Source organism: Nocardiopsis kunsanensis DSM 44524 (assembly GCF_000340965.1).
Taxonomy (GTDB): domain Bacteria; phylum Actinomycetota; class Actinomycetes; order Streptosporangiales; family Streptosporangiaceae; genus Nocardiopsis; species Nocardiopsis kunsanensis.
The window spans coordinates 1-18107 of the sequence record NZ_ANAY01000024.1; the positions used below are offsets into that span (position 1 = coordinate 1).

The window sequence follows — 18107 nt, forward strand, 5'->3', positions numbered from 1 at the left end:
TGCTGCCACGGTTTTTCTTGGGGAGGGGTTGCCTGTTGTGGGTGGCCCCTCTTCTTTTTGTGTGGCTTGTGAACATGTGAAAAACAAGTTCGGGCACAAAAAATGGAGACGCGCCTCAGCGCGGCCCCATTTTTCTCCGGAAAAGGCTAGTCGTGGGAACCGTCGTCCAGGTCGGCTTCCTCGATCTCTTCCCGGGTGACTCCCAGGATGTAGGCGATCGTGTCCAGGTAGGGCACGTTGACGGCGGTGTCCGCCTGTTGCCGCACGACCGGTTTCGCGTTGAAGGCGACCCCGAGCCCCGCGGCCTGCAGCATGTCCAGGTCGTTGGCGCCGTCACCGATAGCCACGGTCTGGCTCAGCGGAACGCCGGCTTCCGTGGCGAACTGCTCCAGAGTGACCGCCTTGCCCTTGCGGTCGATGATCGGCCCCACCAGCTTGCCGGTGAGCTTGCCGTCGACGACCTCCAAGGTGTTCGCGGCGGAGTGGTCCAAGCCCAGCGACTCGGCGAGCCCGTCGGTGATCTGGGTGAAACCGCCGCTGACGATGCCGCACTCGTACCCGAGGCGCTTGAGCGTGCGGATGAGGGTGCGGGCACCCGGCGTCAACTGGATGTCGTCCCGGACCCGCTCCATGGCCGAGGCGTCCAGCCCCTCCAACAGGGCGACCCGGCGGCGAAGCGACTCCTCGAAGTCCAGTTCGCCGCGCATGGCTTCCTCGGTGACCCGGGCGACCTCGTCGGCGCAGCCCGCGTGTGCGGCCAGCAACTCGATGACTTCCCCCTGGATCAGAGTGGAGTCCACGTCCATCACGATGAGGTGCTTGCCGCGCCGCTGGAGTCCGCTGGCCTGGACAGCGACGTCCACCCCCTGGGTGGAGGCCTCCATGGCCAGCTCGGCGCGGAGCTGTTCGGTGTCACCACCGGAGATGTCCATCTCGACGGAGGTGACCGGGTATCCGGAGAGACGTTCGATGCGTTCGATGTTGGAACCTGCGCGGGCCACACACGACGTGAGTGCGCTCAGCGCTCCAGGGCGCAGAGGTGCGGCGAGGACGGTGACGCGGAGTCGATTGCCTCCCACACCTTTCACCCGGCCGTTCCCCGCGGAGTACTCGACCTCCATGTCGAGGTCGATCGCGGTCTTGTCCAGGGCTGTACGGATCTCCTCGAAGACTCGGCCCCGGCTCACACCGGGGGCGACCCCCTCGTCCACGTCGATGACTGTGCCCAGGACCAGGCGTCCTGCGAGGACGACCTGTTCGAGGTCGACGACGGTCACGGGAAAGACGGAGAGAGTGCTCAACAAGCGTGCGCTGATGCCCGGACGATCGCGCCCGGTCACCGTCACCAACAACGTGGAATCATCATTCATGGCGTTTTCCACGTTACTCGGGGCGAGTGTGGTGACTGTGTGCAGGGACCCCCTACCACCTGGTGTTGCGGTGTGCGGGCTGACACAGGGGTGGAGGAGGATCAGCCCTGTTTGCGGCCCTTCCTGCGCTTGAGGCCCTTGGCCTTGACGTCCACACCGCCGAGCATGCAGGTACCCGTGAGCCTGACCACCGGTGCGTTGGGGTCGACCACCTGATCGGTGTTGTGCAGTTCAGCACCGCCCAGAATCGCTGACGTGTCGTTGATCACACGGACCCCGTTGGGCACGGTGATGTCGACCCCGCCCAGGATGACGGCGAGCTGGATGGTCACCTCGTGCTGGCTCAGTACGGCCTCGCGAAGGTCCAGCTCCACCCCGCCGAACAGTACCGACACGTTCGTGCGGGGCTCGACCAGCCACCGGCCCTTGCGTTCGCAGCCGCCGAAGACCGCGACGATGTTCTCCGACCCCTTGCTCTGTCCGGCGAGGTCCCGGGCCTCGCTGCCGAGGATCTCCATACTGCTCGGTTCGGCGAAGGCGGAGCGGTGGGAAGAGGAGGGCTCCGGGGACGCGGCTCCGGGAAGGTCGTCGATGATGGGAGAGAGCTCGCCGACGGTCTTGGCCTTGTAGAGGGTGTCGAGGCGCTCTCCGTGTTCGGCGGGGGTGAGCCGGCCTTCCGCCAGGGCCTCGCGCAGCCGTTCGGCGACCTGGTCACGATCGGTGTCTGAGGCTCGGATGTGCTCGGGCTGCATGATGGCGGGTCTCCTCTGGCTCCTGCGTTCGGGGAATGCCTTCCCTTCCTCGGCCGCCCCCTCAGTATCGCCCTTTCCGACCGCCGGGCGGATCAGGTATCACCCCTGGAACAACCCGGAGGCCGTTTCCCCCTTTCCCAGGGTCCCACCCGGCCGGGACCTGGGAAAGGGGCGCAGGCCGGGCCGGTCACCCGAGCCCTCGGGGCTGCAACACGGCAGCGTGTGCGGCGATCATGGCCCTGCGTACTGCCGCGTCCAAGCGGCGCAGTGCGTCCGCGCGTGTGTTCATCTGGTGGACGTTGAGGCCTCTCGCTCCGGAGGGATCGGCCAGGCGGACGACCTTGGAGAGGCGTTCGGCCTGGGTGGCGACCCTGTGGGCACGGGGCGGGTACCCGTGGGCCAGGGGAGGAGAGCCCCGAGAACCCGTGTCACCGAGCTCCCGGTGCACGGCCGGAGCGAAGGAGGCCACGTCGTCGACGCCTTCGAGGGTCTGTGTGACCTGCACGAGAGTGACCTTCATCTCGCTCTCTGCCTCGGGGAGGGAAGGGACCTGCGGCCGGGTGTCCTCGGCACGGTACGGGGTCCAGGAGACACCGACGTAGGATGAACCACGCCGGTCCACGGAGGGCACCAGCCCCATTTGCCGGTCGGTGAGCTGCACCAGGGCCCCCTCGCCGGCTTCGATGGCGGCCTGGTTGAGCTCCTTGGGGCCGACGAGGCCCAAGGGATCACCCCAGGTGGGCAGTGCCAGGCGGAACGCGGACAAGCCCAGGCCACGCAGCTGTATCAGGGCAGCTCTCAGCGGGACGTCACTGTCGAACGGTAGATCGCTTGCGGGTACTGTCCCGAGCAGGTTGGGGCCACTGCGACGCTCGACCGCGTCGACGGCGTCGTCCAGCCCGACGTGTCCGGTGAGCCAGGCATTGCCCCAGGCAACGAGCGGTGCGGACGTCAAATGCATTGCTACAGGGTAGGGCGGCCCGTGCACCTGCGTGGGACGTGACGTGAAGGAGGACTATGGACGGGCGAGTGCTTGGCCTGGACGGGGTCACGGTCCGGCGTGGGAAGGCAGAGCTGCTCAGCGGCATCGACTGGTCGGTCCGTGAGGGTGAACGCTGGGCCGTGCTGGGGCCCAACGGTGCGGGCAAGACCACACTGCTGAACGTGGCCCACACACAGCTGCACCCCACCGAGGGCCGGGTCGAGGTGCTCGAGGAACGTGTGGGCGCGGTCGACGTCTTCGAACTGCGCGCCATGGTGGGTTACGCGGGTGCCGCGGTGGCCGCGCGGGTGGAGGAGGGCACGACCGCTCTGGACCTGGTGGTCAGTGCCGCCTACGGCTACGTGGGCCGTTTCCGCGAGGAGTACGGAAGCCCCGACCTGGGCCGCGCGCGTTCACTGCTGGGGCACTGGGGCGTGGGAGACCTGGCCGACCGGACCTTCCACACCCTCTCCGAGGGTGAGCGCAAGCGTGTCCTCATCGCGCGGGCCCTGATGTCCGACCCCGAGCTGCTGCTCCTGGACGAGCCGGCAGCAGGTCTGGACCTGGGTGGGCGCGAGGACCTGGTGCGCCGTCTGGGCAAGCTGGCCCTGAACGAGGACTCGCCCTCCCTCGTGGTCGTCTCCCACCACGTCGAGGAGATCCCGGCCGGTTTCACGCACGCGCTGCTGCTGCGTGAGGGCAGCGCCGTGGCGGCAGGCCCGTTGGACGAGGTCATGACCCCCGACCTGCTCTCGGAGGCTTTCGGGCTCACCCTCAAGGTCGAACGCGACGGTGAGCGCTGGACCGCGCGAGCGGCCTGAGATCGGGGATTCCGGTCCGGGTGGGATACGTCCTGCCCGGACCTTCGTCGATAGGGAACAGGACAATGTAGAAAATCTATTGTCCAAAACCGGAATTGTGGTCCATATATGGCTCTCTGGTTCATTCATGGGGTAGCGTCGACGATCGGTGAGCGGATCGCTCCTTTCCGGCGCGCCCGATGAATCATCGGCTCGGCGGGGCCGGACATGCGTGGGGTCCGCACCCCCAGCACCTGCATCCCGCCAGGAGACCACCGGAGCCGCCCAGATGTCGCCCTCTCCCCTCGACCCTCGGCACGATGACGGGGGTCCCGCATGACGTCGATCCTCATTGTCGCGCTTTTCGTAGCCGTCCTCCTGGTCATCTTCTGGCGCAGTGTGCGCATCGTTCCGCACTCGATGGAGGACGTCGTCGAGCGCTTCGGGAAGTTCCACCGGACCCTCAGCTCGGGCTTCAACGTCGTCATCCCCGGCGTCGACCATGTCCGGGAACGTATCGACCGCAGGGTCCAGGTCGTCAGCTTCCCGCCGCAGTCGGCAATCACCGAGGACAACCTCGCCGTCGAGGTCGACTCCGCCGTCTACATCCGGGTCGTGGACGCCTACCGGGCCACCTACGAGGTCGCCAACTTCATCCAGGCCGTCGAGCAGCTCACCCTGGCGACGCTGCGCAACGTCATCGGGGGGATGAACCTGGAAGGCACGCTCACCTCCCGGGACGAGATCAACCGCGAGCTCAAGTCGGTACTGGACGAGGCCACCTCCAACTGGGGTATCGAGATCAGCCGGATCGAGCTCAAGGGCATCGAACCGCCCTCCTCCGTGCAGGAGGCGATGGAGATGCAGATGCGCGCCGACCGCGAGAAGCGTGCGCAGCTGCTCAGCGCCGAGGGCGAGAAGCAGTCCGCGGTCCTGAGGGCCGAGGGTGAACAGCAGTCCGCGGTCCTGAGGGCCCGAGGTGAGGCCGATGCGGTGGAGCTGACCGCCGTCGCCGACGCCAAGGCGCAGACCACCCGGGCGCGTGGTGAGGCCGATGCCATCCACATGGTCTTCAAGGCGTTGCACACCAGCCGGGTCGACCCGGACGTGCTCGCCTACCACTACTTGCAGAAGCTGCCGGAGATCGCCAAGGGGGACGCGAACAAGGTGTGGGTCGTGCCCGCCGAGATGGGCCAGGCCCTGCAGGGCGTCGGCAGCGCCTTCGAGCGGATCAAGGACGAGGTCGTCAAGGAACCCAGCTGATCCCCCGGGGCCGCTTGACGCCGGTGCCCCCTCACCCGCACCGCGGTGAAGGTGAGGGGGAACCGACTGTTCGGGAATGATCGGTCGGTGTCCTGCCCGCCCCCGGTCCGATCTCCCGGTGATCGGTTCTCGTACTCTGTTCCCGCTCCCGGGGGTACACCGGGGGCGGCACGTGCGAGAAAGGCCGACGCGCATGGAACTGTGGGAAGCGGCGCTGATCCTCCTGGCCGGTATGGCTGCGGGGGGTATCAACGCGGTGGCGGGATCCGGGACGCTCTTCACCTTTCCCGTGCTCCTGGCGCTGGGGTATCCGCCCGTAGTGGCCACGGTCTCCAACAGCATCGGCCTGGCGCCGGGCAGTTTCGGCGGCACGTGGGCCTACCGGCGGGAACTGGCCGGGCAGCGGTCCCGGGCGCTGAGGCTGGGTTCCATGTCCTTTCTGGGTGCGGTCACCGGTGCGCTGTTGTTGGTCTCGTTGCCGCCGGGTGTGTTCGAGTCCGTGGTCCCGTTCATGATCGGTCTGGCGTGTGTGCTGATCATCCTCCAACCGCGCATCACCGCGTGGGCGCGTACACGTCGGCCGGGCCGCAAGGACGGCGGTGCGTTGCTGTCGTTGGGCGCCTACGGGGCGGGCACCTACGGGGGCTACTTCGCGGCTGCTCAGGGGATCGTCCTGCTGAGCATGCTCGGCATGGCGATCGACGACGACCTGCAGCGCATCAATGCTCTGAAGAACTTCCTGACCACGATCGCCAACACCACCGCGGCGGTGTTCTACACCGTCCTGGCCTCCCCGGCATGGCCGGTGGTCGGACTCATCGCTGTCGGTGCGATGACCGGCGGCTACCTGGGGGCGCGGTTCGGCCGGAAACTGAGCCCGACCGCGCTGCGGGTGTGCGTGGTGATCGTGGGTCTGGCGGCGGCCGTGCAGCTCCTCATGGGTCGTGTGTGACCCGGGAGCCTCAGGCCGGGAAGTAACCGCGCCGGTCGGCGTCGTCGATCAGGGCGGTGGCGTAGGCGCCCAGGGCCTCGGAGCCCTCGGAGATGAGTTTGACCTTCTTCAGAACCTCTGCGCGGGGCACCCCGAAGCGTGTCCAGGTACCGCCCTCGTTGTGCCAGTTGGCGACCATGGGGTGCAGGCGGTCCACCGCACGTGCGAAGCGTGCCTCGGGGGTCCGTTGTGCCTCGAACTCCTCCCACAGCTGGTGGGCGCGCTGTGCCTGGTCCTCGGGCAGCAGGGGGAAGATGCGCTCGGCGGCCTCCCGTTCGCGCGCGGCCTGGGTCTCGGCGTCGGCCCTGTCGAAGGCGAAGGTGTCGCCGGCGTCGATCTCGACGATGTCGTGCAGGACGAGCATCTCGATGACACGGTCGACGTCGGTGCCCTCGGGCGCGTACTCGGCGAAGGTACGGGCGAACAGGGTCAGGTGCCAGGAGTGTTCGGCGGAGTTCTCGCGGCGGGAGCCGTCCACCAGCAGGTTCTTGCGCAGAACACGCTTGAGTTTGTCCGCTTCCAGGAGGAAACGGAGTTGCGCGTTCAGGCGTTCGTTGTCGACCCCGCTGGCAAAGACCGGTGCCGGTTCCGTCACGTGGTTCGCCCTCCTGAGGGATGAGTCGGAACTGTCTGATGAGGGCCGCTTCACGGCCGTTCTTGGATGATCCCATGGAACACGGGCCGGCGGAGGCGTTGCGGTCCGCGGGATCGGGGCCGCGTGCGTCGGTGTTACCGGGTGCGTGAGCGATGAGGCCGGCTGCGTGGCGCGGTTGGCCCCGACCGTACCGCTCGTGGGGAACTAGGTGTCCGATTGCGTCCGGACCTGCGGGGAAATAGTGAGGAAACGGTGGAACCACTCCGTGAGTGCCCGGTCGGCCAGGACCCCTGCAGGGGTCGGGGGCGGCGGCCTGAGCCCGGGCTCGGGGCCGATCACGTGGGCCAGGTCCGGGACCACGATGTGATGCAGTGCATGTTCGGGCATCCAGGGTCGCAGGGCCTCGTACATGTGGTGTCCCGTCCGGGGGGTGATGACCGAGTCACGTCCGCCGTTGACCACGAGGAGGGGCGTCTGGTTCCGGGCGACCTCCGGGGCGCGGTCGGGGAAGTCGAGCCGGGACCGGGTGCGGCGGGCCTGATCGTGCCAGGTGTAGGGCTCCCCGGTGCGTTGCTCGCGGGTCGTCAGGACGGGGGCGGGGTCCAGGACCGGGTTGACGACGGCGGCGGCGTCCACGGGCAGACGGTCCTCGGCCAGAGCGAGCAGAACGGCGGATCCGCCCGCGCCGACCCCGATGAGTCCGGTGGGTGACTCGGTGACGGGCAAGGTGGAGCGCAGGTCGCTCTCGGCCCGGGCGAGTTCGGCGGCGGCCTCCTCCACCACCGGGCCGAAGAGCTCGACGAGGTAGTCGCGTTCGCCGCGCCGGTTGATCTCTGCGACCCCGCCCTCGGGCAGGCGTGCGCCGAAGAGGGGTAGTCCCAGACAGACCCGCCAGGCCGGAAGTGAGGCCATGGGCAGGGCACCGGCGAGGGCGGCCTCGCTGCGGGGCGGTTCGAAGGCGTGCAGCCCCAGAACGAGCGGGGCGGGGGCCGGGCCGGTCGCGGGAGGCAGAGCGAGGTAGGGGACCCCTGCTGCGGTGCCGGTGATCGGCCGGGCCGGGACATGGTCGTCGGTCACCACGGGTCGTCGCCTCCGCCGGGGTCGGAGAACCGGGACAGGTAGCTGAGGACCAGGCGTTTGGCCTCCGCGATGAGCTCGGGGTGGCCCTCGGGATCGTGGCGGAAAGCCAGTTTCAGGACGGCGTCGGCGGCCTCCACGGACACGTGGAAGGCCCGGTCGAGTTCTTCGCTGTCGGGCAGGCCGTTGTGGGAGACGATGATCTGGCGCAGGCGCACCGAGATGACCCGGTTGTTGTCGACCCCGCGGTCCAGGAGCTGAGGGTCGACGATGTCGCCGAAGTGGAGGCTGCGGAACCCGGTGACCGTACGGTGCATATCCACGTACTCGTCGACAACGGCGTCGATGGCCCCGATCCAGTCGTCGTGGGCCACGCCGGAGAGCCGGTCGGTGAACCGGGCGGCGAACTGGTCGAGGAAACGTAGCCCGAGCGCCTGGGTGATGGCCTTCTTGTCCGGGAAGAACTGGTACACCGAGCCGATGGCGACACCGGCACGTTCGGCGATGCGTGTGGTGGAAAGGTTGGCGTAGCCGACCTCGTCGAGGAGTTCGGCGCAGCAGTCCAGCATGCGCTGGACGCGGAGCATGCTCCGTTGCTGAGCGGGCAGGCGTCGCAGGGGCGCCTGCGCGAAACCGAGTTCGGCGTGGGCGAGGCCGTCCTTGCTGCGGGTGGGACGCTTGCCGTGTCCGCGGGTGGAGCCGGTGGTCCAGTGGGCCCGCGGTGGTGTTGAGCTTCGGGAATTTGTCGTCACGAAAGCTATGATGCCTTTCCGGAATCACCTGGTTCCGGGAAAATTGAGTTTCGTGCCGAGAGGTCGCCCGGAAGTGCCCCCGGTCGGCCCAGTGCGGGTGTTTCACGAGGCCGCCGAAGGGATCCGGTGTTCTGCTCCGCCATGGCCACATGTGGCATATGTGGCCAGTGTCCATTTCTTCCTGTTGTGCCGGTGTGCGTCTGGCCGGAAACGCAACCGCCCGGTCCCCCGGGGCCACGGTTCCACGAGTGGCACATGACATGGTGGGGACGGTGCCCGATGCAGCGCACTCATCCCTCCAGGAGGCTCCCGGAATGACGACCCCCCGGAACGACACCACCCCCGCGGAGCTCGACGCGACCCTCGAACGGGCCGCGACCGCGTTCCCGCTCCTGGCCGGCCTCGCCCCCGACCAACGGGCCGTACTGCTACGGACGGTCGCCGATGCTCTCGACGCGGACGCAGACGAACTCGTCCCCCTGGCCATGGCCGAGGCCCATTACCCCGAGGCCCGCTGCCGCGGAGAACTCGCCCGCACCACTTTCCAGCTCCGCCTCTTCGCGGAGACGCTCGAGGAGGGAAGCTTCCTCGGCGCCGCCGTCGACCCCGCCGACCCCGACTGGGGCACGCCCCGACCCGACGTGCGGCGCCTGATGCTGCCGCTCGGGCCCGTCGTGGTCTTCGGCGCCGGCAACTTCCCCTTCGCCTTCGCCACCGCCGGTGGCGACACCGCTTCTGCGCTCGCGGCCGGGTGCCCTGTCGTCGTCAAGGCCCACCCCGGCCATCCCGGACTCGCCCGCCGCACCGCCGACCTCGTCACCACCGCCCTCGCCGGAGCCGGAGCGCCCGACGGAACCTTCGCACTCGTGGAGGGCATGGAGACCGGACGCCGCGCCGTCACCCACCCCCTCACCCGGGCCGTCGGTTTCACCGGTTCGGTCGCCGGGGGCCGCGCCCTGTACGACCTCGCCGTCTCCCGACCCGACCCGATCCCCTTCTACGGCGAACTCGGCAGCGTCAACCCCGTCTTCGTCACCAACGCCGCCGCAGCCGCGCGCGGTCCAGAGATCCTGTCCGGGTACGCCGAGTCGGCCACCCTCGGGTCCGGCCAGTTCTGCACCAAACCCGGGGTGCTCCTGCTGCCCGAGGAGACCGACCTGACCCCGCTCACCGGCGCCCTCGCGGACCGGGGCCCTGCGCCCCTGCTCAACGACCGGGTCGAACAGGTCTTCTCCGACACTCTCGGCACACTCGCCGACCACCCCGCCACCGAAGTACTCCTCCGCGGCGGGCCCACCGGCGAGGGCTGGACCCCCACTCTGCTGCGCACCGACCTCGGTTCCCTGATCGAACACGCCGACGTGCTGCTGGAGGAGTGTTTCGGCCCGGCCACGCTCGTGGTCACCTACGAGGACGAGCGCCGCCTACTGGAGGTCGGTGCGGCTCTGCGAGGCCAGCTCACCGTCACCGTGCACGGGGAGGAGGCCGACCCTCTGGCGCCGGCCCTGCTCTCCCTGGGGTCCTCTCTGGCCGGACGCGTCATCTGGAACGGCTGGCCCACCGGTGTGGCCGTCACCCACGCCATGACCCACGGCGGTCCTTACCCTGCCACCACGGCCCCGATCCACACCTCCGTGGGAACTGCCGCGATCCAGCGGTTCCTGCGCCCGGTCAGTTTCCAGTCCGTGCCGCAGTCGCTGCTCCCGCGGGCCCTGCGCGACGGAAACCCGCTCGGGGTGCCCCGCAGTGTGAACGGGGTGCACGAGCAGTCCTGACACGTTGCTGTCAGGCTGCCCCGGAAAGGGTGGGCGGAGGGGTCCGGCGGCTCGTACGCTTCGTTGCATGGACTCCCTGCTCACACCTACCGATGTCGACGCCCTCGTCCGCGACCTGCCCAAGGTGGAACTGCACGTACACCTCGAGGGTTCGATGCCTCCCGAGACCTTCTTCGAGCTCGCCACCGCACACGGCCTCACCGACGTTCCCACCAGTCTCGATGCCCTCCGCGACTGGTACGCCTTCACCGACTTCCCCCACTTCGCCGAGGTCTACCTCGCGTCGGTGCGCACCCTGTGCGAGGAGGACGACTTCGCCCTCCTCGCCTCGGTCGTGGCCCACAACCTCGCCCGGCACAATGTCCGCTACGCCGAGGTCCACGTCAGCCTCTACGCCCATCTCGTACGCGGGGTTCCGGCAGCAACCGTCTTCGCGGGTATCGAACGCGCCCGCCTGGAGGCCGAACGCGACCTCGGGATCCAGCTGCGGTGGATCCCCGACTTCCCTGCCGACTTCGGTGTGCAGTCCGCCGAACGCACGATCGCCGCCACCCTCGAACACGGCCCTCCCAGTGTCGTGGGTTTCGGCGTCGGCGGTGTCGAGACGCCTCTGGAGCAGTACACCCACGTGTTCGACCGTGCCCGCGCCGCCGGACTGGCCAGCCTGCCGCACGCCGGGGAGCAGGGCGGGTCCGCACGGGTCCGTGAGGCGCTCGACGCCCTGCGCGCCGAGCGCATCGGCCACGGGATCGACGCCCTGCAGGACCCCGAGCTGGTCGCCCGCCTCGTCGACGAGCAGATCCCCCTCGACGTCAGCCCCACCTCCAACGTGTGCACCCGCGCCGTCGACCGGATCGAGGAGCACCCGCTGCCGTCCATGCTCGACGCCGGTCTGCTCGTCACCCTCAACAGCGACGACCCGCCCATGTTCGGCACCGATCTGACCCGCGAGTACCGCACGGCCCACAGCCTCGGACTGGACGCCTCCGCGCTCGTCCGGCTCGCAGCGAACGGGGTGCACGCCTCCTACCTCGGGGCGGCCCGCCGACGTGCTCTGCTCCGTGAGATCGACGGCGTCGCTCGCCGCCACGGGGTCGACGTCCCGTCCGGAGCGCTCGTCTGAGGTGCTCGGTACCGGCCCGGAACGGTGGTCTCGGTCGGCGGCGAGCGGGACGTCCGGCGGGTCCGGGCCGCTGATGGCCCGGGGCCAGTATGGATGACCAGCGTTTCGGCGGGAGCAGAGCCCTGGTTCGCATGCCTCGGACACCGGGTGGTGGATGCCCGGTGTCCGAGGCGCTCGGCTCGCAGTGTCGAGTCGGGCCTTCCGGTTTCTTTGCGACTTTTCCGGCATTACGCAACTTTGGGGATGAGGCGTTTGCAGGTGTGCGAAAAATGAGATTACTAAGGTATTTAGTTAGTTAGTCCGGAAGGTTCACGGACACATTTTTCTTCTTTGTTGGGCACCCTGTGTCATCTTGTGAGGACACTGAGTTATGGACTGTGCCGCTCTGGCCTGCTGTTATTGCTTAGGGTAGTTGATTGATAACAAAAAGTTTTGACAGCTGTGGTGTCCGTTTTCTGAAAATGCTTGTGAGTGCCATGTGGCTTGCTAGCGTTTCGGTCTGTCGGCAGTTCGCCGCGGAGGTGGCCCATGCGGTCGCTTCGGCGGACATGGCCGAAGCGGGTCACCCCGCCGTCCCGCCCAACCGCGGTGACGGACCCGCCCTGCCGTCCACGTGGGCGGCGACAGTCCCCTGCGTTCGTTCCTGCGAAAGGCAGCACCATGCGCAACACGCTCCGTTACTCCTTCGCCACGGCCCTCACTGCCGGCCTGGTCGTGACCCCCATAGCTGCCGCCTACGCCGACAGTGTCACCGGCGGCTCCGGCGGTGTCGGCAGCGGCAACCAGATCAACGTGCCCGTCGACATCGAGGCCGACCTGTGCGGCAACTCGCTCGCCGTGCTCGGTATCTCCCAGGCCGAGTGCACCAAGGTCTCGGAGGTCCTCTACGAGTCGAGCGGCCAGGCCGAGACCGACGGCTCGGGTGGTGTGGCCAGCGGCAACCAGATCCTCATCCCGGTCGACGCCGCCATCGACGCCTGCGGCAACTCCGTCGCGGTGGGCGGGGTGTCGGAGGCCGAGTGCGTCGAGGTCGTCGAGAAGCTCGAGGAGGAGGTCGGCAGCGAGTCCGCCGACACGCTCAGCACCGACGGCTCGGGTGGTGTGGCCAGCGGCAACCAGATCAACCTGCCCGTGGACGCAGCCATCGACATCTGCGGCAACTCCGTGGCCGTCCTCGGCGGCTCGAGTGCCAAGTGCACCACCGTCATCAACGTCATCAAGGCCTCCGACGACAACGAGGCCGCAGATGAGAACGCGGACTCCGGCGGTTCATCCACCGACGGCTCGGGCGGCGTCGCCAGCGGCAACCAGGTCAACGTGCCCGTGGACGCCGCGGTCGACATCTGCGGTAACGCCATCGCCGTGCTCGGCGTCGCCGAGGCCCAGTGCCTGGAGACCATCTCCGAGGAGGAGCCCCCCGAGGACGGTGGCGAGGAGGAGCCCCCCGAGGACGGCGGTGAGGAAGAGCCCCCCGAGAAGCCCGCCCCCGAGGAGCCGGGTGACGACGGCAAGGACGAGGAGCCCGGTGACGACGGTGGTTCCGAGGCCCCGTCCGACGACAAGCCCGCCCCCGAGGAGTCCGCGTCCGAGCTGCCCGTCACCGGTGGTGCCCTGACCGGCCTGGTCGCCGCCGGTCTGGCCGCCCTCGGCGCCGGTGGTGCCGGCCTCTACTTCGCCCGTAAGCGCAAGGCCGCGGTCGGCGTCGAGGAGTAGGAGCTCCCGACCAGGACCGTCGCCTCCCCCCTTCCCCAGTGGAGGCCGGTCCGATCCCCACGACGCGGGGCCGCCGGCACCACCGGTGGCCCCGCGCACGTGTCTGCGGCAGGGCCGGTGCGGACCGGGCACCACCGTCTCTTAACCTCGAAGACGTGCTCAAAGTCCTGTCCTCCTCACGCATGCTGGCCTTCCACGCACTGGTGCTCGTGGTCGTGCCCAGCTTCATCTGGCTGGGTTTCTGGCAGCTCGACCGGTGGGAGGAACGCAGCGTCTCGGCGAACCTGCAGCAGGACAACGTCGCCGCCGAACCCGTGCCCGTCGAGGACCTGGCTTCCGTGGGTACCGACGTCGCCCCCGAGGACCGCTGGCGCACCGTCGAGGCCACCGGGACCTGGGACACCGACAACGAAGTGCTGTTGCGCAACCGGGACGGGTCCCAGGGCGTGGGTTTCCACGTGTTGACCCCGCTGGTCACCGAGGAAGGGCCCGCACTCCTGGTCAACCGCGGATGGATCCAACGCGGTGAGAACGCCCGGGACACCCCCGAACCGCCGGCCGTGCCCGGCGGCGAGGTCACCGTCCAGGGCCGCCTGCACTACTCCGAGAACGAGGACAACACCGGTCTGTCGAACCGCGACGACCTGCCCGCGGGACAGATCATGATCGTGGACGTCGACGAACTGGCCGACGTGCTGCCACACGACGTCTACGGGGGCTACATCGAACTCACCGACCAGGCCCCCGTCCCCGAGAACCCGCCCGAGCGTGTCCCGCTCCATGAGGAGGACACGGGGATGAGCGCCTCCTACGCCGTGCAATGGTGGGTCTTCGCCGTTGTCGCCGTCGTCGGATGGATCGTCCTCATGCGCCGTGAGGTCCGAGACGCCCGCGAACTCGAGGCTTCCGGCGGTGACGGGGACGACCCGGGACCCGCGGACGGGACGGACCCCGACAGCGGGGACGGCACAGGATCCGGCGGCGGGCCCGCCGCCGGCGGAGCAGCGGGCACCTGCCCCCACGCCGCGGTGGACTAGGGAGCGGGACTGCGAGAGTCGAGGAGGACGGCGTGTTCGAGGAAGCCGACTACCCCGGACCCGGTCGTGTCGCACGCCGCGGTGTGGGCCCCGGCGAGAGCGCCCGCGCCGGACGTCTCTGGTGGGACGAGGCCGCCGACGCCTACCAGGCCGAGAACGGCGCCTTCCTCGGCGACGCAGGCTTCGTGTGGGGGCCCGAGGGGCTGACCGAGGACGAGGTGCACCTGCTCGGTGCCCCCGACACACTCCGTGGCGCCCGGGTGCTCGAGATCGGGTGCGGGGCCGGACAGTGCGGCCGGTGGTTGCGCTCCCGGGGTGTGGAGCGTGTCGTGGGTTTCGACGTCTCCCACCGCCAGCTCCTGCACTCCCGCCGTATCGATGCCGACACCGGCCACGAACTCGCCACGGTGCAGGCGGACGCCCAGTACCTTCCCTTCACCGGTGCCGCCTTCGACGTGGTCTTCTCCTCCTTCGGCGCGCTGCCGTTCGTTCCCTCGGCCGAGATCGCCCTGGCCGAGGCCACGCGGGTCCTGCGCCCCGGCGGCCGGCTCGCTTTCTCCGTGACCCACCCGGTGCGGTGGGCGTTCCCCGATGACCCGACCGAGCACGGTTTCACCCTGACCCAGTCCTACTTCGACCGGACCCCGTACCTGGAGGAGGACCGCTCCGGGCGCGCGGTCTACGTCGAGCACCACCACACGGTCGGCGACTGGGTCCGGGCCGTCGCGGGCGCCGGATTGGTACTGGCCGATCTGGTCGAACCCGAGTGGCCCGAGCACAACGACCACGTCTGGGGCGGATGGGGGCCGGTCCGGGGACGGATGCTGCCCGGGACCGCGGTCTTCGTCGCCGACAAGCCCGGCTGAGGAACCGGTTTCCTCCACGTGGGACGGCGTGGATCGTATGGTCCTCGAACCGCGTCCTCGGTCCGGTCGACGGGGACGGAATAGGTCGTCCGGAGACAGGGGTTACCCGGGACATGAAGGCTGTAGGGATCACAGAAGCAGGAAACCCCGACGTCCTCCAGGTGCTGAACCTGCCCGAGCCGCAGGCCGGGCCCGGTGAGGTACGTATCCGTGTGCGTGCGGCTGCGGTGAATCCGACCGACACCGTGCTGCGTTCGGGCGCCCGCGGCAGCCCCGACGGGCCGGCCGTTCCCGGGATGGACGCTGCCGGGGTCGTGGACCAGATCGGCCCCGAGGTGGGCGAGCGCCTCGCCGTCGGCCAGGAGGTGGCCGCGCTCGTGGTGCCCCGGGGCGCACACGGTGCTTACGCGGAGCAGATCGTGCTGCCCGCCGCCTCGGTCGTGCCCGCGCCCGCGGGAGCCGGTCCCGCGGCCGCCGCGACCCTGCTCATGAACGCCATGACCGCACGCCTGGCGCTCGACGCGCTCGGACTGTCGCCCGGGGACACGCTGGCCGTGACCGGCGCGGCCGGGGCTTTCGGCGGGTACGTGGTCCAGCTGGGCAAGGCGGACGGGCTGCGTGTGATCGCCGACGCGAAGGACTCCGACGTGGACCTCGTACGCGGACTCGGCGCCGACGAGGTGGTCGAGCGCGGGGACGGCTTCGCCGACCGTGTTCGGGAGCGCGTTCCCGGCGGCGTACCGGGCCTGGCCGACGGTGCGCTGCTCAACGAGAAGGCCGTCCCCGCAGTTGCCGACGGCGGGCGGGTCGTGACCGTGCGCGGGTGGGACGGGCCCGCCGAACGTGGTGTGACCGTGCACCCGGTGCTGGTGGTCGACGGTGCCACCGACACCGGGGCATTGGAGCGGCTGGTCCGCCAGGCCGAGGAAGGTGTGCTGAGCCTGCGCGTGGCGCAGGTGTTGCCGGCGGAGAACGCCTCGGAGGCACATCGGTTGATGGAGGCGGGTGGTGTGCGCGGCCGTCTCGTGCTGGACTTCGACTGATCCGGTCGCCGCTGCGGCGGGCCCGGGTCAGGGTTCCTGCTGCCCCCGGGAGATGCTGGCCTGTGCCAGGCGCCGCAGGGCGGCCAGGAGGCTGTCGCCCAGGACCGTACCGATCACCGCTTTCTCCAGTAGTTCGTCGACGTCGGTGAGGCCGCCCACGTATTCCAGGTCGGCCTGTGCTAGCCGGTCGGCCGCCGCAGCGTAGCTGTCGAGCCAGTCCTGGTCGAGTTCCATGCCGAGGGCCCGGAAGGTTGCCAGGACCTGGGCGAGGCGGTCCCGCATGGGGGAGTCCGGGTAGACGTGCCAGCCCTGCTTGCCGGTCAGGGTGTCGGCGAGTTCCAGGTCGCGCTGTTGCGGCCCCGAGCTGTCCCGGACGTCGGCGTCCACTGTCATGAGCGTGCGCCCGAGCAGGTCGTGGTGGCTGGGGCTCTCCCCGTCGACGCCCTCCAGCAGTGCGCGTGTGTCGGCGATGGAGAGCCCGCCGACCTCGGTGAGAGCGCGGATGAGACGCAGGCGGCGCAGGTGGCTCCGGTCGTAGCGCGCCTGGTTGGGGCTGGTGCGCTCGCCCCTGTGGAGCAGCCCTTCGCGCAGGTAGTACTTGATGCTCGGTACCGGGCTGCCCGAGTGCTCGCTCAATTCCGAGATGCGCATGTCGCCCCTCCGTCGGGTCGGACCCCTTGTGCTTTCCGGCCTCAACATGGATAGTGAAGGTATCGATACCGGATACTGAGACTATCCATGTGAGGTTTTCCCATGTTATCGCTCCGCGAAGTCCGCTCCTGGCATCGCCCCCTGGTGGACACCGCACTACTGTGCATCGTGCTCCTGCTGGTCTCCCTCGTCGGTCTGGTCCTCGACCAGCGTCTGATCAACGGCGACCCGGCCTGGGCCAAACCCGCCAAGTTCGCAATGTCCATCACCGTCTACAACCTCACCCTCGCCTGGCTGCTGTCCCTGGCCCACCGGTGGCGGCGCCTGGGATGGTGGATGGGCACCGTCGTCGCCGCGGTCACCGTGGCCGAGATGGCGGTGATCATCACGCAGGTCGTGCGTGGGACCATGAGCCACTTCAACTACGGGACCCCGTTCGACCTCGCCCTTTACGCCTTCATGGGGACCATGATCAGCGGCCTCTGGGTCGCCACGTTCGTCATCGCGGTCCTGCTCATGCGCCAGCGACTGCGGGACCGTGCCACGACCTGGGCGGTCCGGTTCGGCGTGTGGATCGCGCTCCTCGGTATGGCCGTGGGACCGCTCATGTCCGTGCCCACCTCTGCGCAGCGCGAGGCCCTCGTCGAGGGCGGAACCGACGTGCTGGGCGCGCACACCGTCGGATCGGCCGACGGCGGCCCGGGGCTGCCCTTCGTCGGTTGGAGCACCCTCGGCGGGGATCTGAGGGTGGGGCACTTCGTGGGGATGCACGGGCTCCAGGTGATGATCCTGTTGGCCCTCGTGCTCGTCCTCCTCGCCCCCCGTGTGCCCCGCCTGCGCGACGGCGGGGTGCGTCTGCGGGTGGTGTGCGTGTTCGGCCTCGCCCATACCGGACTGACCCTGCTCACCGTGTGGCAGGCCCTGCGCGGGCAGTCCGTCATCGACCCCGACACCCTCACCCTCGCGGCGCTGGGGGTGCTCGCCGCGGGCACGGCCCTGGGGTTGGTGTGGGCGCTGCGCGTATCATCCCGGAAAAGCGAGGAGGAGGAAGTGTGCGGCTCAAACTCGACCTGCACGACATCTACAACAAGGGCCGGAGTATCGACCAGGCCCTGAACGACATCATGGACGAGGCCGAGCAGAAGAAGGCCAAGACGGTCGAGATCATCCCAGGCAAGGGTTCGGGCCAGCTCAAGAAGCGTGTGCTGCGCTTCCTCGACCGCAAGGACGTCAAGGCCCGCTATCACCGGGTCGAGAAGGATTCCAAGAACTTCGGTCGCCTATGGGTTCATTTTCGTCACTGATTAGTGACTGGCT

General features: G+C 69.1%; 18 protein-coding genes. 11 read left to right on the plus strand and 7 right to left on the minus strand.

Translation table 11 applies throughout. The features are described 5' to 3' along the window. Positions 1–146 precede the first annotated feature (146 nt). The 3 genes from serB to D456_RS0116215 form a co-directional block, all read right to left on the minus strand. Complete coding sequence (gene serB, locus D456_RS0116205; RefSeq protein WP_017577232.1) at positions 147–1370, minus strand: phosphoserine phosphatase SerB; 1224 nt, start codon at positions 1368–1370, stop codon at positions 147–149. A gap of 101 nt (positions 1371–1471) precedes the next feature. Beyond that, positions 1472–2122: a DUF1707 SHOCT-like domain-containing protein gene (locus tag D456_RS0116210; RefSeq protein ID WP_017577233.1), complete on the minus strand. Its 651-nt coding sequence runs from the start codon at positions 2120–2122 to the stop codon at positions 1472–1474. Between the two features lie 187 nt (positions 2123–2309). Continuing rightward, a complete protein-coding gene (locus tag D456_RS0116215) occupies positions 2310–3083 on the minus strand; it encodes a hypothetical protein (protein WP_017577234.1) in 774 nt (257 codons plus the stop codon). 56 nt (positions 3084–3139) lie between these two features. On the opposite strand from D456_RS0116215, the gene D456_RS0116220 reads away from it, so the two are divergent. The 3 genes from D456_RS0116220 (at position 3140) to D456_RS0116230 (ending at position 6119) form a co-directional block, all read left to right on the plus strand. Next, the gene (locus D456_RS0116220) at positions 3140–3925 is read left to right on the plus strand and encodes an ABC transporter ATP-binding protein (protein ID WP_026115938.1); all 786 of its coding nucleotides are present in this window, start codon (positions 3140–3142) and stop codon (positions 3923–3925) included. Between the two features lie 315 nt (positions 3926–4240). Further along, positions 4241–5167, plus strand: coding sequence for an SPFH domain-containing protein (locus D456_RS0116225; RefSeq protein ID WP_017577236.1), 927 nt, complete (start codon positions 4241–4243; stop codon positions 5165–5167). A 193-nt stretch (positions 5168–5360) separates the two neighbouring features. Next, positions 5361–6119: a sulfite exporter TauE/SafE family protein gene (locus D456_RS0116230; protein WP_017577237.1), complete on the plus strand. Its 759-nt coding sequence runs from the start codon at positions 5361–5363 to the stop codon at positions 6117–6119. Positions 6120–6129: 10 nt separating this feature from the next. On the opposite strand, the gene D456_RS0116235 is transcribed toward D456_RS0116230, so the two are convergent. From D456_RS0116235 to D456_RS0116245, 3 genes are all read right to left on the minus strand, one after another. After that, positions 6130–6753 (minus strand): HD domain-containing protein, encoded by a 624-nt coding sequence (locus D456_RS0116235; RefSeq protein ID WP_017577238.1) that lies wholly within the window; start codon positions 6751–6753, stop codon positions 6130–6132. Positions 6754–6957: 204 nt separating this feature from the next. After that, positions 6958–7833 carry an alpha/beta hydrolase family protein gene (locus tag D456_RS0116240; RefSeq protein ID WP_017577239.1) on the minus strand — a complete coding sequence of 292 codons (876 nt, stop codon included), beginning with the start codon at positions 7831–7833 and terminating at the stop codon, positions 6958–6960. After that, positions 7827–8417, minus strand: a complete 591-nt coding sequence (locus D456_RS0116245) for a TetR/AcrR family transcriptional regulator (RefSeq protein ID WP_017577240.1) — start codon at positions 8415–8417, stop codon at positions 7827–7829. Before D456_RS0116245 ends, D456_RS0116240 begins: the two co-directional genes overlap by 7 nt. Before the next feature lie 479 nt (positions 8418–8896). Between D456_RS0116245 and D456_RS0116250 the strand changes: the two genes are divergently transcribed. The 6 genes from D456_RS0116250 (at position 8897) to D456_RS0116275 (ending at position 16139) form a co-directional block, all read left to right on the plus strand. Then, positions 8897–10357, plus strand: a complete 1461-nt coding sequence (locus tag D456_RS0116250) for an aldehyde dehydrogenase (NADP(+)) (RefSeq protein WP_017577241.1) — start codon at positions 8897–8899, stop codon at positions 10355–10357. A gap of 67 nt (positions 10358–10424) precedes the next feature. Next, complete coding sequence (gene add / locus D456_RS0116255) at positions 10425–11480, plus strand: adenosine deaminase (protein ID WP_017577242.1); 1056 nt, start codon at positions 10425–10427, stop codon at positions 11478–11480. Positions 11481–12140: 660 nt separating this feature from the next. Then, the gene (locus D456_RS0116260; protein WP_017577243.1) at positions 12141–13193 is read left to right on the plus strand and encodes a chaplin family protein; all 1053 of its coding nucleotides are present in this window, start codon (positions 12141–12143) and stop codon (positions 13191–13193) included. A 155-nt stretch (positions 13194–13348) separates the two neighbouring features. Then, a complete protein-coding gene (locus tag D456_RS0116265) occupies positions 13349–14230 on the plus strand; it encodes an SURF1 family cytochrome oxidase biogenesis protein (RefSeq protein ID WP_017577244.1) in 882 nt (293 codons plus the stop codon). A gap of 32 nt (positions 14231–14262) precedes the next feature. After that, complete coding sequence (locus tag D456_RS0116270) at positions 14263–15096, plus strand: class I SAM-dependent methyltransferase (protein WP_017577245.1); 834 nt, start codon at positions 14263–14265, stop codon at positions 15094–15096. Between the two features lie 113 nt (positions 15097–15209). Beyond that, complete coding sequence (locus D456_RS0116275; protein ID WP_017577246.1) at positions 15210–16139, plus strand: quinone oxidoreductase family protein; 930 nt, start codon at positions 15210–15212, stop codon at positions 16137–16139. A gap of 27 nt (positions 16140–16166) precedes the next feature. On the opposite strand, the gene D456_RS0116280 is transcribed toward D456_RS0116275, so the two are convergent. Further along, the gene (locus tag D456_RS0116280) at positions 16167–16790 is read right to left on the minus strand and encodes a MerR family transcriptional regulator (protein WP_017577247.1); all 624 of its coding nucleotides are present in this window, start codon (positions 16788–16790) and stop codon (positions 16167–16169) included. Between the two features lie 102 nt (positions 16791–16892). Between D456_RS0116280 and D456_RS0116285 the strand changes: the two genes are divergently transcribed. Both D456_RS0116285 and D456_RS0116290 read left to right on the plus strand, forming a co-directional pair. Then, entirely contained in the window at positions 16893–17906 is a 1014-nt protein-coding gene (locus D456_RS0116285; RefSeq protein ID WP_239643862.1) for a hypothetical protein, read from the plus strand. After that, on the plus strand, positions 17843–18094 hold the full coding sequence (locus tag D456_RS0116290) for a Smr/MutS family protein (protein WP_017577249.1): 252 nt from the start codon (positions 17843–17845) through the stop codon (positions 18092–18094). Before D456_RS0116285 ends, D456_RS0116290 begins: the two co-directional genes overlap by 64 nt. Positions 18095–18107: the final 13 nt, after the last annotated feature.